Source organism: Streptomyces xinghaiensis S187, assembly GCF_000220705.2.
Taxonomy (GTDB): domain Bacteria; phylum Actinomycetota; class Actinomycetes; order Streptomycetales; family Streptomycetaceae; genus Streptomyces; species Streptomyces xinghaiensis.
In genome coordinates this window covers 1,768,563-1,784,577 of sequence record NZ_CP023202.1, presented here as the reverse complement: position 1 = coordinate 1,784,577, position 16,015 = coordinate 1,768,563, and the positions used below count along the sequence as shown (strand labels likewise).

The following is a 16,015-nucleotide window of genomic DNA, read 5'->3' as shown; positions in this document are numbered from 1 at the left end:
GGCCCGTGGGACGATCGTGGCACCGGCACGGCCGCGGGCCCGGGAATCCTCCGGGCGCCCCGGGCGTTGTTCCCGGCAGGAATCCCCTCGACGTAAGGATCCAATGACCCCCTCTTCCTCTCCTTCCCAGGACACCGAGCGCCTCGCGCGTACCTCCTCGGCCGGCCTCCGCGCCGACGCCCTGATGGAAGAGGACGTCGCCTGGGGTGACGAGTTCGACGAGCTGCGTGACGGCGAGCAGTACGACCGCAGCGACCGCGCGGCCCTGCGCCGGATCGCGGGCCTGTCCACCGAGCTGGAGGACGTCACCGAGGTCGAGTACCGGCAGCTGCGCCTGGAGCGCGTCGTGCTGGTCGGCGTCTGGACGTCCGGTACGGCGCAGGACGCCGAGAACAGCCTGGCCGAGCTGGCGGCCCTCGCCGAGACGGCGGGCGCGCTGGTGCTGGACGGTGTGATCCAGCGCCGTGACAAGCCCGACCCGGCCACGTACATCGGCTCCGGCAAGGCCGTGGAGCTCCGTGACATCGTGCTGGAGACCGGGGCGGACACCGTCGTCTGCGACGGTGAGCTCACGCCCGGCCAGCTCATCCATCTCGAGGACGTCGTCAAGGTCAAGGTGGTCGACCGGACCGCGCTGATCCTGGACATCTTCGCCCAGCACGCCAAGTCCCGTGAGGGCAAGGCGCAGGTCTCCCTGGCGCAGATGCAGTACATGCTGCCCAGGCTGCGCGGCTGGGGCCAGTCGCTCTCCCGGCAGATGGGTGGTGGCGGCTCCGGTTCCTCCGGCGGCGGCATGGCCACCCGTGGTCCCGGTGAGACCAAGATCGAGACGGACCGGCGGCGGATCCGCGAGAAGATGGCGAAGATGCGCCGGGAGATCGCGGAGATGAAGACCGGCCGCGACGTCAAGCGGCAGGAGCGCAAGCGCAACAAGGTGCCCTCGGTCGCCATCGCCGGGTACACCAACGCCGGCAAGTCCTCACTCCTCAACCGCCTCACCGGGGCGGGAGTCCTGGTGGAGAACGCCCTGTTCGCCACGCTCGACCCGACCGTGCGCCGGGCCGAGACGCCCAGCGGACGGGCCTACACCCTGGCCGACACCGTCGGATTCGTCCGGCATCTGCCGCACCACCTGGTCGAGGCGTTCCGCTCCACCATGGAGGAGGTCGGCGACGCCGATCTCATCCTGCACGTGGTGGACGGCGCGCACCCGGTCCCGGAGGAGCAGCTCGCTGCCGTCCGGGAGGTGATCCGCGAGGTGGGCGCGCAGGACGTGCCCGAGATCGTGGTCGTCAACAAGGCGGACGCGGCCGACCCGCTCGTCCTCCAGCGGCTGCTGCGCACGGAGAAGGGCGCGATCGCCGTGTCGGCCCGCACCGGACGGGGCATCGACGAACTGCGCACGCTGCTCGACGAGAAGCTGCCCCGGCCCCGGGTCGGCATCGAGGCCCTGGTGCCGTACACGCAGGGCGGTCTGATCTCCCGGGCGCACGCCGACGGCGAGGTCATCTCCGAGGAGCACACCGGGGAGGGCACGCTGCTCAAGGCGCGGGTCCACGAGGAGCTGGCCGCCGAGCTGGCCCCGTACGCCCTCGCCGGACAGCGCTGAATCCCCGGAATCCGGCCGCCCGGCGGACGGACGGACAGCGGTACGGCGGAAGGCCCGCCCCCAGCCGGGGGCGGGCCTTCCGCCGCACACCGTTCGTTCCTGCGCCGCCCGCTACGAGGCGAACTTCCGGCTGACCGAGTCGAAGACCGCCTTGGCCCCCGCACCGAGCTGCGGACCGGCGAGCCAGCCGCCCGTCACCGGGCCGATGGAGGTGTTCGACACCAGCGCCGTCTCGTTGTTCACCGAGGCGAACCAGCCGCCGCCCGAGGAGCCGCCCGTCATGGTGCAGCCGATGCGGTACATGGTGGGCTGGTCCTGGAAGAGCGAGAGGCGGCCCGGCGCGTCCACGCAGGAGAACATCCGTACGCCGTCGAACGGCGGAGCGGCCGGGTAGCCCCAGGCGCCCATCGAGCGGATGTCCTGCACCGACGGGGTTTCGAACGCGACCGGCAGCGCCGCGCCGACGGTCTCCTCCAGCGACTTGCCGCTGCCCTCCTCGGGCTTCACATGCAGCACCGCGTAGTCGTACGGGGCGCCGGCGCCGCCCTCCTGGGCGCCCCGGGAGATCCACTCCTGGGAGGTCGAGGCCCAGTCCGACCACCAGATGCCGTACGGGGCGACCTGCTCGCGGGGGGTGTTGGCGATCTGCTCCGCCGGCACCTCGTTGTCGTTGTACGAGGGCACGAAGACGATGTTGCGGTACCAGCCGCCCTTCTGCCCGGCGTGCACGCAGTGCCCGGCCGTCCACACCATGTTCGACCTGCCGGGGTTCGCCGGGTCCTTCACCACGGTGCCCGAGCAGACCATCGAGCCCTCGGGGCCGTCGAAGAACACCTTGCCGACCGGGGCCGCGTTCCGGTGGTACGGGGTGTCCACCCGCTGGGCCTGCACGGGATCGGGTGTCGGATCGGTGACGCCCTGCTCCTCGGCCACGTCGGTGGGAACGGTCTTCTCCGGGACGTCGGCGTCCTTCATCCGGTCCGGCTTCCACAGGTCGTCGATGACCGGGTTGATGAACTCGTTGGCCTCGCGCAGCCAGTCGTCCTTCTTCCAGTTCTTCCAGTCGCCGTTCCGCCACTTGTCGAGGTCGAGACCGAGCTCCTTGAGCCGGGAGTTCAGGTCGTCGGGAAGGGCGAGGTCGTTCTCGCCGCCGCCCTGCCCGGCGGTGGCGGCGGCCGGGTCGCCCGCGTTGTCGTCCGTGGGTCCGCACGCTGTCGCGGTGACCGCGAGCACGGCGGCCAGCGCGGCCGCGGCGAGCGCCGGCCTGCGTATCGATGCCATGGGTGGAACTCCCCGTTGAAATCCGGAAGATGGAAGGATCATGGACGCCGACAAGGCTGTCGGACTCCCACTATGCCGTGCCGCTGAGGACGCACCCGGCCGGGGCTCCGGTTCCTGCACGGGCACCGCCAAGGATCTTCGCAGCGACCGTGATCTCCACCCTTCGCCCTCGTTGTATACGGGGGGACGCCGGGCGGCGTTCACGGGGCACCGATCACCGCGCGCCGCCGCAGCGGCCCCGCGGCCGGTATGGGCCGCCGCCGCGCGGAGGCGTCTCCCGACCGCCGCCGGCTCCCGGCCGGCGGACGCGGCCGGCTCCCCCTGCCCGTCACCCGGTGGCCGCCCGGCGGGTCCTGGAGACCCGGGCGGCCCGCTCCGGGACGGCCGGCCACCGCGATCCCTGCGACCGCGACCCTGCGACCGCGACCCTGCGACTGCGACCCTGCGACTGCGACGACGAAGGAGACAGGCGCCACCGCCCCGGACGGTGCACCGCCGGGCCGGCCGCGCCGGACCGGACATGAACGTACGCATCAGCGGGCCCGAGGCGCCCGCCGCAAGCCCCGCGCCCGCTGCCGTGACTCCCGCGCCCGCCGCTTCCGATCCCGGCCCCCCGGACGGCGGCGCTCCGGACGGCGCCGCCCGGGCCCGGATGACGTCGGCATCCGGCACCCCGGATGCCGGTGCCCACCTCCGTTCCCGCCCGGACGCCGCGCCCGCCGTCCTCCCGGCCCAGGGCGCCGCCGGCCCCCGGCTCTCCCCTCACCGGCCCTCCTGCCACCGCCGCGATCCGCTGGACCATCCCGATCCCGGCACCGCCGCCGACACGGCCGCCGCCGAGAACCTGCTGCGCTGCTGGGTCCGGGAGACGGGCACGCCGGCCCCGGCCGGGGACACCCTCCGCATCCCGCTCACGGCCTGCGGCACCGCCCTCCGGGTGCCGGTCCACCACTGGTCCGCCTGCGGCTGGCACCGGTTCGGCACCCCCGTCCTGGTCGGCGCGCCGGAGGACTCCCCGCCCGTGGACGCGGTGACGCTCGCCGCGCTGCTGGTCCGTGAGGCGCGGTACGGCGCCCGGGGCCGGTCCCTCCCGGGTGACGGGGCCGATCTCGTGGGGCGCGTCGCCGACTCCGTACGCCGTACCGCCGTGTTCCTCACCGCCCGGCGGGCGGACCCGGAGACCCCGCCCGGCACCGCGCGCTTTCTCGACGGGGAGCAGTCCCTGCTGCTCGGCCACCCGCTCCATCCCACACCCAAGAGCCGTGAAGGGCTCTCCGGCGCCGAGGCGGGCGCATACTCGCCCGAGCTGCGCGGCGCCTTCCCGCTGCACTGGCTGGCCGCCGACCCGTCGGTGCTGGCCGCCGACTCGGCCTGGACCGAACGCGGCCGGACCGTCCCGGCCGAACGGCTCGCCGAACGCCTGGCCGGCCCCGACGCCGTGCTCCCGGAGGGCACCGTGCCGCTGCCGCTGCACCCCCGGCAGGCGCACGCAGTGCGGCATCTCCCAGCCGTCGCCGAACTGTTCGACCGCGGCCTGCTGCACGACCTCGGCGCGCACGGCCCGGTCTGGCACCCGACCTCCTCCCTGCGGACCGTGTACCGGCCGGACGCCCCCGCGATGCTCAAGCTCTCCCTCGGCCTGCGGATCACCGGCTCCCGCCGGGAGAACCTCCCCGAGGAGCTGCGGCGCGGCGTCGAGGTGCACCGGCTGCTCCGCACCGGTCTGGGGGAGCGGTGGCGGAGCGCGCATCCGTCGTTCGACATCGTCCGCGACCCCGCCTGGCTGGCCGTGCGCGGTCCCGACGGCGAGCCGGTACCGGGCCTCGACGCGGTGATCCGGCACAACCCCTTCCGCCCCGGAGACGACGCCGTCTGCGTCGCCGGGCTCGTCTCCCCGCGCCCCTGGCCGGGCCGCGGCGGCCGGGGCGTCCCGGCCGTGCGCTCCCGCCTCGCCCAGGTGCTCGGCGGTCTCGCCGCCCGTACGGGCCGCCCGCCGGCGGCCGTCGCCACCGAGTGGTTCCTGCGCTACCTGGAGGCCGTCGTCCGCCCCGTCTTGTGGCTGGACGCCACGGCGGGGGTCGCGCTGGAGGCCCACCAGCAGAACACCCTCGTCCTGCTGGGCCCGGAGGGCTGGCCCGCGGGCGGCCGGTACCGCGGCAACCAGGGCTCCTGCTTCCGGGAGTCGCGCCGCGCGGAGCTCGAACGGCGGCTGCCCGGCATCGGCACCGCGAGCGACACCTTCGTCCCCGACGAGGTCGCCGACGAGCGCTTCGCCTACCACCTCGGCATCAACAACGTCCTCGGCCTCATCGGGGCGTTCGGCTCCCAGCGGCTCGCCGACGAGCGCGTCCTGCTGGCGGCCTTCCGCCGTTTCCTCACCGACGCGGCGCGCGGCGGCACCGGCCACGGCGGCGCGGTCTCCCCGCTGCCCCGCCTGCTGCTGGAATCCGCCACCCTGCGGTGCAAGGCCGACCTCCTCACCCGGCTGCACGGTCCGGACGAGCCGGCCGGCCCCGCCGACACCCGGCCCGTGTACGTCACCGTCCCCAACCCGCTTGCCGCTTCCGGGTCATGACGGGTGAGCACGGCCGGACCGCCAGCACGGCGGACCCGCCCGACTCCAGCACGGCCGACACCGTGGACCTGCGCCTGCCGGGCGGGGCCCCGGACGGCGGAGGGGAGGGAGCGGCCCGGGACGCGGACACCCCGGCGGCCGGCCGGGAAGCGGCGGCGGGCGCGCACGGCCTCCGCACCGGAAGCACCGGCGGGGCGCCGGACGCGGAGAGCGCGCCCGGCCCGGCACCCGGCCGGGAACTGCTCGGGGACATCGCGGCCTGGGGACCGGCCGCCGTACGGGCGGGCTCCTTCCGCCTGCTCCCGGTCCGTGCCGAGCGCGATCTGCCGCTGCTCGCCCGCTGGCTCGGCGACCCCGCGTCCGCCGCGTTCCGGGACCTCCGGGACCGGGCCGGATCCCCGGCCCCCGCGGACCCGGTGGAGGCGGCTGCCCGCCGTCTCCGCGCCCGTTGCGGCGGGGACGGCCGCGACGTCCCCTGCCTGGGCCTTCTCGACGGCGTACCGATGAGCTATTGGGAAATCTACCGAGCCGATCTCGCCCCGCTCGCCCGCCACTACCCGACCCGCCCGCACGACACCGGGATCCGGCTCCTCCTCGGGACCGCCGCCGACCGCGGACGCGGGCTGGGCAGCGCGCTGCTGCGCGCGGTTTCCGGCCTCGTCCTCGACAATCGGCCATCCTGCACCCGAGTCGTCGGGGAACCCGACCTCCGCGACACACCGTCCGTGGCAGCCTTTCTCCGTGCGGATTTCCGTTTCTCGGCCGAGGTGGACCTCCCCGGCAGACGCGCCGCCGTGCTGATCCGCGACCGTTCCCCGCACGGCCCCCGGTGACGCGCGTCTGTGCCGCCCCGTTCCGCACACCCGTCCCGCACCCCACCTCGTCCCGTCCCGCAGCCACACCCCCTCCCCGCACCGCGACTCCCGCCAGCCACTCGGCCCGTCCCCGTTCCGCCGTCCGAGGAGCAAGATTGCGTTCCACACCCCAGCAGCGCCAGGCCGCCTGGCAGCGCGCCGCCCGCCGCATGTTCGCCAAGATGCTCGGCGAACTCGCCTACGAAGAGGTCCTCACCCCCGAGCCCGACGGCGACGACCCGCACAGTCACCGGCTCATCGTCGCCCCCGGCCTCACCTACCGCTTCCGGGCCCGCCGCGGCGCGTACGGGCACTGGCGGGTGGACCCCGAGACCATCGAACCCTCCGCCGACCCGATGCTCTTCGTCGCCCGCGCCCACCGCACCGTCCTCGGTCTCTCCGGTGACACCACCGGCCACCTGATCCGGGAACTCACCGCCACGCTGGCCGCCGACACCCGCCTCGACGAGGGGGCGCTCAGCGCCGCCGAACTCGCCGACCTCGGCTACGCGGAACTGGAGGGCCACCAGACCGGCCACCCCTGGCTCGTGGCCAACAAGGGCCGGGTCGGCTTCTCCGCCCGCGACACCGAGCGCTGGGCCCCCGAGGCCCGCCGGCCGCAGCGGCTCCCCTGGATAGCCGTCCACCGCGAACTGGCCGCCTACCGGGGCGTTTCCCGCCTCGACCGACCCGACCACCTCTACGCCGAGGAACTCGCCCCGGAGACCCGCGCGGACTTCGCCCGCGCCGTCGCCGCGCAGGGCCGCGACCCGGAGGACTATCTCTGGCTGCCCGTCCACCCCTGGCAGTGGGACGAGAGCATCGCACCGCTGTTCGCCCCGTACATCGCGGACGCCCGGATCATCCCGCTCGCCGAGGACGGCGACCTCCGGCTGCCCCAGCAGTCCATCCGCACCTTCCTCAACATCAGCCGCCCGGAGGCCCGGACCGTCAAGCTGCCCCTGTCGGTGCTCAACACCCTGGTCTGGCGCGGCCTGCCGACCGAGCGCACCCTGGCGGCCCCCGCCGTCACCGCGTGGGTGCACGCCCTGCGCGACAACGACCCCTTCCTGCGCGACGAGACCCGGGTCATCCTGCTCGGGGAGACCGCCTCCGTCACCGTCGAACACCCGGTCTACGACCGGCTGCCGGACGTGCCGTACCAGTACCGGGAACTGCTGGGCTGCATCTGGCGCGAGTCCCTCCTGCCGCAGCTCGACCCGGGGGAGCGGGCCCGCACCCTGGCGTCCCTGATCCACACCGACCCGCGAGGACGCTCCTTCACGGCCGAACTCGTGTCCCGCTCCGGCCTCGCCCCGGAAGCCTGGCTGCGCCGCCTCTTCGCCGCGCTGCTGCCGCCCCTGCTGCACTTCCTGTACCGCTACGGCACCGTCTTCTCACCGCACGGGGAGAACGCCATCGTCGTCTTCGACGAGCACGACATCCCGGTGCGGCTGGCGGTGAAGGACTTCGTCGACGACGTCAACATCAGCGCGGAGCCGCTGCCCGAGCACGAGGGCATGCCGGCGACGGCCCGGGAGGTCCTGCTCACGGAGGAGCCCTCCTTCCTCACCCAGTTCATCCACTCCGGGCTGTTCGTCGGTGTCTTCCGCTACCTGGCCCCCCTCTGCGAGGAGCAGCTCGGCGTGGAGGAGGACGAGTTCTGGTCCCTGGTGCGCCAGGAGATCCTGCGGCACCAGGCCCGCTTCCCGGAGGACAAGGAGCGGTTCGAGACCTTCGATCTGCTCAGCCCGCGCATCGACCGGCTCTGCCTCAACCGCAACCGGCTCCATCTGGACGGCTACCGCGACCGGGCCGACCGGCCCCACGCCGCCGTCCACGGGACCGTCCCCAATCCGCTGGCCCGGATGTGAGGCGGGCGTTGTCGGTCCCTCCCCTTAGGGTGGTCACGCTATGACGAAGCCCTCTCTCCCCGAGCTGCTGCACGCGGCCGTCGCCGCCGTCGGCGGCACCGAACGTCCCGGCCAGGTCACCATGGCCGAATCGGTCGCCGAGGCCATCGACGGCGGCTCCCATCTGCTCGTGCAGGCGGGCACCGGAACCGGCAAGTCCCTCGGCTATCTGGTGCCGGCCCTCGCTCACGGAGAGAGGGTGGTCGTGGCGACGGCGACCCTCGCCCTCCAGCGCCAGCTGGTGCAGCGCGACCTGCCCCGCACGGTCGAGTCCCTCCACCCCCTGCTGCGCCGCCGCCCCGAGTTCGCCATGCTGAAGGGCCGCTCCAACTACCTCTGCCTGCACCGGCTGCACGAGGGCGTGCCGCAGGAAGAGGAGGACGGCCTCTTCGACGTCTTCGAATCGGCCACCCCCAGCAGCAAGCTCGGCAAGGACCTGCTGCGCATGCGGGACTGGGCCGACGAGACCGAGACCGGTGACCGGGACGCCCTCTCACCAGGCGTCTCCGACCGGGCCTGGGCCCAGGTCTCCGTCTCCTCCCGCGAGTGCCTCGGCGCCTCCCGCTGCGCCTACGGAGCCGAGTGCTTCGCCGAGGCGGCCCGCGAGCGCGCCAAGCTGGCCGATGTCGTCATCACCAACCACGCCCTCCTCGCGATCGATGCCCTGGAGGGCGCGCCCGTGCTGCCGAGCCACGAGGTGCTGATCGTCGACGAGGCGCATGAGCTGGTGTCCCGTGTCACGGGCGCGGCCACCGGCGAGCTGACCCCCGGATCGGTCAACCGCGCGGTGCGCCGTGCCGCCAAGCTCGTCAACGAGAAGGCGGCCGACGCGCTGCAGACCGCCGCCGAGGGCTTCGAACGGCTGATGGAGCTGGCCCTCCCGGGCCGTCTGGAGGAGATCCCGGAGGACCTCGGCTACGCCCTGATGGCGCTCCGCGACGCCTCGCGCACGGTCATCACGGCCCTCGGCAACACCCGCGACAAGTCCGTCCAGGACGAGGACGCCGTCCGCAAGCAGGCGCTGGCCTCGATCGAGAACGTCCACGCCGTGGCGGAGCGCATCGTGGAGGGCTCCGAGTACGACGTCATCTGGTACGAGCGGCACGACCGGTTCGGCGCGTCCCTGCGGGTGGCGCCGCTGTCGGTCTCGGGGCTGCTCCGCGAGAAGCTCTTCACCGACCGCTCCGTGATCCTCACCTCCGCGACCCTCCGGCTCGGCGGCGACTTCAACGGCGTCGCGGCCTCGCTGGGCCTGCCCCGGGAGGGGACGGCGGCGGCCTCCGGGGAGGACGGGGACGCCGAGCCGGTGCCGCAGTGGAAGGGCGTCGATGTCGGCTCGCCCTTCGACTATCCGCGGCAGGGCATCCTCTATGTCGCCCAGCATCTGTCGCAGCCCGGACGGGACGGCGGCCGCGGAGACATGCTGGACGAACTCGCGGAGCTGGTGGAGGCGGCCGGCGGGCGGACCCTCGGCCTCTTCTCCTCCATGCGCGGGGCGCGGGCGGCGGCGGAGAACCTGCGGGGCCGGCTGGACCTGCCGGTCCTGCTGCAGGGCGAGGAGACGCTGGGCGAGCTCATCCGGGCCTTCGCCGAGGACGACCGCACCTGCCTCTTCGGCACCCTCTCGCTCTGGCAGGGCGTCGATGTCCCCGGCCCGAGCTGCCAGTTGGTGGTGATGGACCGCATCCCGTTCCCGCGCCCGGACGACCCACTGATGAGTGCACGGCAGAAGGCGGTGGAGGAGAACGGCGGCAACGGCTTCATGGCCGTCGCCGCCACCCACGCGGCCCTGCTGATGGCGCAGGGCGCCGGCCGGCTGGTCCGTGCCGCGGGGGACCGGGGTGTGGTCGCCGTGCTGGATCCCCGGCTGGCGCGGGCCCGGTACGGCAGTTTCCTGCGCGCCTCGATGCCGGACTTCTGGTACACCACCGACCGCAACCAGGTGCGCCGCTCCCTGGCGGCCATCGACGCGGCAGCCCGCGCCGAGGAACGCTGACGGACGCCGGCCCCGTCCTGGTCGGCGCGTGGGCGGCGGGGGTGCTCCCGGACGTGCGCCGGGGCGGCCGCAAGGGCCGGCGGCAAGGGTGAGCCCCGGAACCGGCGCAGTGGTTCCGGGGCCCGGCCGTGTGGGGGTGTGGCTCAGACCCGGCGCAGGACCGCGACGACCTTGCCCAGGATGGTGGCCTCGTCGCCCGGGATCGGCTGGTAGGAGGAGTTGTGCGGCAGCAGCCACACATGGCCGTCCTCCCGCTTGAAGCGCTTGACCGTGGCCTCGCCGTCGAGCATGGCGGCCACGATGTCGCCGTTCTCCGCGACGGGCTGGCGGCGGACGGTGACCCAGTCGCCGTCGCAGATGGCCGCCTCGATCATCGAGTCACCGACGACCTTGAGTACGAACAGCTCGCCGTCACCCACCAGTTGACGGGGGAGGGGGAAGACGTCCTCGACGGACTCCTCGGCCAGGATCGGGCCGCCGGCCGCGATCCGGCCGACCAGCGGGACGTAGGAGGCGGCGGGCTTGCCGGTGGTGTCGGCGGGGACGGCGCTCGGGGTGTCCGAGCCGCGCACCTCGTAGGCGCGGGGGCGGTGCGGGTCGCGGCGGAGGAAGCCCTTCCGCTCCAGAGCCATGAGCTGGTGCGCCACCGAGGAGGTGCTGGACAGCCCCACCGCCTGTCCGATCTCCCGCATCGACGGTGGGTATCCCCGCCGCTGGACGGAGTCCCGGATGACCTCGATGACCCGGCGCTGCCGGTCCGTGAGCCCGGAGCTGTCCGCGCGGATTCCCGGGGGCCGTCCGGGCAGCGAGCGCGTGGGCTTCTGGTCCTCCGGGCTCGGGGCCGGTGTTCCGTCGGCCGGGCGGTTCTGTTCCAGTCCGTGCGGGATCCGGTCCTGGGCGGTGATGGTCGCGCTGTCTGCGGTGGTGGTCACGTCGGCCCCTCTCTCAAGTGTCTCCCTCTAGCTGGACAACGGTAGTTGCTTTCGAAAGGTTGCGCCAAACACACGTTCGAGTGAAAATTCGCGGTTCAACCGGCTTGATCATGGGATCAGGTGTATACGCCGAAGGCTCTGCCGAGTGAAGGGCGGCGTGCGGGGTACGCGTGCCACGGTGTCCCGGTGCGGCGTTCCGGCGCGGGGGTGGGCGCCGTCCGTCCGTGCGGCGCGACCCAGTGTGGCACCCCCGCCCCGGGGGCGCGGCGCGGACCGGCTCCCGTAGTCTTCGAGGGCCCGCCGGGTCCGCGACACCCGGTCACCGTCTCTGACGGTCAGCCACCAGATCTAGTGGTCCCATAATCGGCGCGGTCCCAGAAGTTGTGGTTTCCGGTGCGACGCGGGCTCGGTCATCGCCTATGCTGGTGCCTGCTCCGAACGGCTCATACGGGCCGCGGCGGGGTTGCGCAGCCGTGCTGTGCCGTACGCGAAACCGAGGGTCCGAGGAGGGCGAGGAACGATGCACTGCCCCTTCTGCAGGCACCCCGACAGCCGCGTGGTCGACAGCCGGACGACCGACGACGGGACGTCCATCCGCAGGCGCCGTCAGTGCCCGCACTGCTCCCGCCGGTTCACCACGGTGGAGACCGCCTCGCTCATGGTGATCAAGCGGAGCGGGGTCACCGAGCCCTTCAGCCGCGACAAGGTCATCTCAGGGGTGCGCAAGGCGTGCCAGGGGCGGCCGGTCACCGAGGACGCCCTGGCGAAGCTGGGCCAGCGGGTGGAGGAGGCCGTGCGCGCCACCGGCAGCGCCGAACTCTCCACCCACGACGTGGGCCTGGCGATACTGGGGCCGCTCAAGGAGCTGGACCTCGTCGCGTACCTGCGCTTCGCGTCCGTCTACCGGGCGTTCGACTCTCTTGAGGACTTCGAGGCCGCCATCGCCGAGTTGCGCGAGGAGCGGCCCCCCGCGGAGGCGGGCGACCCCCCGGCCGGGGCTCCGGCCGGATCAGCGGTCCCCCCGCCGGCCGTCACCGGATCCGGGCGTGGGGGTCCCCACACCGGCTGAGTGACGGCCGGAGCACCCGGGGCGCCGCGTGGCGCGCCCGGGTATCAGAACAGACACCGTGCCGGGGGAAGAAACCGGGCACATCAGGGCGTTTCAGCCCGTACAGGGAGGCGGCATGACAGAGACGGCGAGCGGTCCCGCACGAGGTTCCCGTTCCAAGGGGAGCAAGGCGAGCAAGGGCCTGCGGATCGAGCGGATCCACACCACTCCCGGTGTCCATCCGTACGACGAGGTGGTCTGGGAGCGCCGTGACGTCGTCATGACCAACTGGCGCGACGGCTCGGTCAACTTCGAGCAGCACGGCGTCGAGTTCCCCGATTTCTGGTCGGTGAACGCGGTCAACATCGTGACCAGCAAGTACTTCCGCGGAGCGGTCGGCTCGCCCGACCGGGAGTACAGCCTGAAGCAGCTCATCGACCGCGTGGTCAAGACGTACCGCGAGGCCGGTGAGCAGCACGGCTACTTCGCCTCCCCCGCCGATGCCGAGATCTTCGAACACGAGCTGGCCCACGCCCTGCTCCACCAGATCTTCAGCTTCAACTCGCCGGTGTGGTTCAACGTCGGCACCCAGCAGCCCCAGCAGGTCTCCGCCTGCTTCATCCTTTCCGTCGACGACTCCATGGAGTCGATCCTCGACTGGTACAAGGAGGAGGGGATGATCTTCAAGGGCGGTTCCGGCGCGGGCCTGAACCTCTCCCGCATCCGCTCCTCCAAGGAGCTGCTCTCCTCCGGTGGCAACGCCTCCGGCCCGGTCTCCTTCATGCGCGGCGCCGACGCGTCCGCCGGCACCATCAAGTCCGGCGGTGCGACCCGCCGCGCGGCCAAGATGGTCGTCCTCGACGTGGACCACCCGGACGTCGAGGCCTTCATCGAGACCAAGGTGAAGGAGGAGGAGAAGGTCCGCGCGCTGCGGGACGCGGGCTTCGACATGGACCTGGGCGGCGACGACATCACCTCCGTCCAGTACCAGAACGCCAACAACTCGGTCCGGGTGAACGACGAGTTCATGAAGGCCGTGGAGGCGGACGGGAAGTTCGGCCTGCGCGCCCGGATGACCGGCGAGGTCATCGAAGAGGTGGACGCCAAGGGGCTGTTCCGCAAGATGGCCGAGGCCGCCTGGGCCTGCGCCGACCCCGGCATCCAGTACGACGACACCATCAACCACTGGCACACCTCGCCGGAGTCGGGCCGGATCAGCGCCTCCAACCCCTGCAGCGAGTACATGCACCTGGACAACTCCTCGTGCAACCTGGCCTCGCTGAACCTGATGAAGTTCCTGCGCGACGACGACCGGGGCAACCAGTCGTTCGACGCCGAGCGCTTCGGCAAGGTCGTCGAACTCGTCATCACCGCGATGGACATCTCCATCTGCTTCGCGGACTTCCCGACCCGGAAGATCGGGGAGACCACCCGCGCCTTCCGCCAGCTGGGCATCGGCTACGCCAACCTCGGCGCCCTGCTGATGGCCACCGGCCACGCCTACGACTCGGACGGCGGCCGCGCCCTCGCCGGTGCCATCACCTCCCTGATGACCGGCACCTCGTACAAGCGCTCGGCCGAACTCGCCGCGGTCGTCGGCCCGTACGAGGGCTACGCCCGCAACGCCGACGCCCACAACCGCGTCATGAAGCAGCACGCCGACGCCAACGCCGCCGCCAAGCGCATGGACGACCTCGACACCCCGGTCTGGGCCGCGGCGACCGAGGCCTGGCAGGACGTCGTCCGCGTCGGGGCCAAGAACGGTTTCCGCAACGCGCAGGCCTCCGTGCTCGCGCCGACCGGCACCATCGGCCTGATGATGGACTGCGACACCACCGGCGTCGAGCCGGACCTGGCGCTGGTGAAGTACAAGAAGCTCGTCGGCGGCGGCTCCATGCAGATCGTGAACAACACGGTCCCCAAGGCGCTCAAGCGCCTCGGCTACCAGCAGGAGCAGATCGAGGCGATCGTCGCCCACATCGCCGAGCACGGCAATGTGATCGACGCGCCGGGCCTGCGGCCGCAGCACTACGAGGTCTTCGACTGCGCCATGGGCGAGCGCTCCATCTCGCCGATGGGCCACGTCCGGATGATGGCGGCCGCCCAGCCGTTCCTCTCCGGCGCCATCTCCAAGACCGTGAACATGCCGGAGTCCGCCTCGGTCGAGGAGATCGAGGAGATCTACTTCCAGGGCTGGAAGCTCGGCCTCAAGGCGCTCGCCATCTACCGCGACAACTGCAAGGTGGGCCAGCCGCTCTCCACGAAGAAGTGGGAGGAGAAGGGCAAGGGCGCGGCCGAGGAGGAGCCGGCGGCCGCGAAGGTCGTCGAGTACCGCCCCGTCCGCAAGCGCCTGCCCAAGGGACGCCCCGGCATCACGACCTCCTTCACGGTCGGCGGCGCCGAGGGCTACATGACGGCCAACTCCTATCCGGACGACGGCCTCGGCGAGGTCTTCCTGAAGATGTCCAAGCAGGGCTCGACCCTCGCGGGCATGATGGACGCCTTCTCGATCGCCGTCTCGGTCGGCCTGCAGTACGGCGTGCCGCTGGAGACCTACGTCGCCAAGTTCACCAACATGCGGTTCGAGCCGGCGGGCATGACGGACGACCCGGACGTGCGGATGGCGCAGTCGATCGTCGACTACATCTTCCGCCGGCTGGCGCTCGACTTCCTGCCGTTCGAGACCCGCTCGGCGCTCGGCATCCACTCGGCCGAGGAGCGCCAGCGCCACCTCGAGACCGGCTCGTACGAGCCGTCCGACGACGAGATGGACATCGAGAGCCTGGCGCAGTCCGCCCCGCGCCGGACCGAGGGCTCCCGGGCCCCGGCGGGCCAGCCGCCGCAGGCCGCCGAGGCGCCGGCACCGAAGGAGGCGCACAGCTCCACGGAACTGGTGGAGATGCAGCTCGGCCTGAACGCGGACGCCCCGCTCTGCTTCTCCTGCGGCACGAAGATGCGCCGGGCCGGCAGCTGCTACCTCTGCGAGGGCTGCGGCTCGACCAGCGGCTGCAGCTGACGGGCGACCGGGGAGACCCGGGTACCCGTGGAGATCACGGCAACAGGAGGGGACCGGCCCGGGGCCGGTCCCCTCCGCCGCGTTCCGGGCGCGGACGGCGCACGGGTCACGGACGGGGGCGCACTCCGCGATCACCGGGGTTCGCCGGGGGCCCGGGGCCGTACGATGGCGCGGTGCTGGTCAAGTGGATTCGCTGCACCGTGGTCGACCGCCGCGGTTTCGAGCGCGGGCAGCGGAAGTGGGCGGGACTGCTCGGCGAGCCGGGCTTCCGGGGACAGAGCGGCGGCTGGAGCCGTCTCCGTCCCGGAGTGGCCCATCTCTTCGCGTTCTGGGAGAGCCGCGCCTTCTACGACTCCTTCATGGCCCGCTCGCACCACCGGCTGGCCGCCGCGCAGTCCGGCACCTTCACCGGCGCCCGGGTCCGGCTCTTCGAGCACCGGTTCGATGTCAAGACGGGTTTCACGCCGACCTTCGCCGACGCGGACGTGGCGCGGGTCGCGCACTGCCGGATCCACGAGCCCCGGGTCGAGCACTTCACGCTGATGCAGGAGAAGGTCTGGAACCCGGCGATGGCCGGCTCCCCGGGCATGCTGCGCGGCGTCTTCGGCGAGGCACCGGGGAACGAGTTCCTGGTGCTCTCGCTGTGGGCGTCGGCGGCGGAGCACGGGAAGTACCGGGAGGAGCGCGTCGAGCGGCTCGCCCTCCGCGCCCAACTGGAGGCCGACGTCGCGGCGATCACCGGTGACGTCGTCGACCTCGAACCCTCCTGGACCGTCTGACCGGCTGGACCG

10 protein-coding genes are annotated in these 16,015 nt (G+C 72.7%); 8 read left to right on the top strand and 2 right to left on the bottom strand.

Features of this window, described 5'->3' with window-relative positions; genetic code table 11:
* The first annotated feature begins 103 nt into the window (after positions 1–103).
* Positions 104–1,609, top strand: a complete 1,506-nt coding sequence (gene hflX / locus SXIN_RS07520) for a GTPase HflX (protein WP_019709722.1) — start codon at positions 104–106, stop codon at positions 1,607–1,609.
* A gap of 111 nt (positions 1,610–1,720) precedes the next feature.
* On the opposite strand, the gene SXIN_RS07515 is transcribed toward hflX, so the two are convergent.
* Entirely contained in the window at positions 1,721–2,890 is a 1,170-nt protein-coding gene (locus tag SXIN_RS07515) for a trypsin-like serine peptidase (RefSeq protein WP_019709721.1), read from the bottom strand.
* A 520-nt stretch (positions 2,891–3,410) separates the two neighbouring features.
* Here SXIN_RS07515 and SXIN_RS07510 point away from each other — a divergent pair.
* The 4 genes from SXIN_RS07510 (at position 3,411) to SXIN_RS07495 (ending at position 10,228) form a co-directional block, all read left to right on the top strand.
* A complete protein-coding gene (locus SXIN_RS07510) occupies positions 3,411–5,465 on the top strand; it encodes an IucA/IucC family protein (protein WP_192883564.1) in 2,055 nt (684 codons plus the stop codon).
* Positions 5,462–6,298 (top strand): GNAT family N-acetyltransferase, encoded by an 837-nt coding sequence (locus SXIN_RS07505; RefSeq protein WP_095756768.1) that lies wholly within the window; start codon positions 5,462–5,464, stop codon positions 6,296–6,298. The genes SXIN_RS07510 and SXIN_RS07505 overlap by 4 nt, the downstream gene beginning before the upstream one ends.
* 191 nt (positions 6,299–6,489) lie before the next feature.
* Entirely contained in the window at positions 6,490–8,193 is a 1,704-nt protein-coding gene (locus tag SXIN_RS07500) for an IucA/IucC family protein (RefSeq protein ID WP_050930900.1), read from the top strand.
* Between the two features lie 40 nt (positions 8,194–8,233).
* On the top strand, positions 8,234–10,228 hold the full coding sequence (locus SXIN_RS07495; protein WP_019709717.1) for an ATP-dependent DNA helicase: 1,995 nt from the start codon (positions 8,234–8,236) through the stop codon (positions 10,226–10,228).
* A 143-nt stretch (positions 10,229–10,371) separates the two neighbouring features.
* Here the strand turns inward: SXIN_RS07495 and lexA are convergent, their stop codons facing one another.
* A complete protein-coding gene (gene lexA / locus SXIN_RS07490) occupies positions 10,372–11,103 on the bottom strand; it encodes a transcriptional repressor LexA (RefSeq protein WP_475360450.1) in 732 nt (243 codons plus the stop codon).
* 577 nt (positions 11,104–11,680) lie between these two features.
* On the opposite strand from lexA, the gene nrdR reads away from it, so the two are divergent.
* The 3 genes from nrdR to SXIN_RS07475 all read left to right on the top strand — a co-directional run bounded on the left by nrdR (position 11,681) and on the right by SXIN_RS07475 (position 16,003).
* Positions 11,681–12,229: a transcriptional regulator NrdR gene (gene nrdR, locus SXIN_RS07485; protein WP_019709715.1), complete on the top strand. Its 549-nt coding sequence runs from the start codon at positions 11,681–11,683 to the stop codon at positions 12,227–12,229.
* 115 nt (positions 12,230–12,344) lie between these two features.
* Positions 12,345–15,224, top strand: a complete 2,880-nt coding sequence (locus tag SXIN_RS07480) for a vitamin B12-dependent ribonucleotide reductase (RefSeq protein WP_019709714.1) — start codon at positions 12,345–12,347, stop codon at positions 15,222–15,224.
* Positions 15,225–15,397: 173 nt separating this feature from the next.
* Positions 15,398–16,003 (top strand): YdbC family protein, encoded by a 606-nt coding sequence (locus SXIN_RS07475; protein WP_019709713.1) that lies wholly within the window; start codon positions 15,398–15,400, stop codon positions 16,001–16,003.
* The last annotated feature ends 12 nt before the right edge of the window (positions 16,004–16,015 follow it).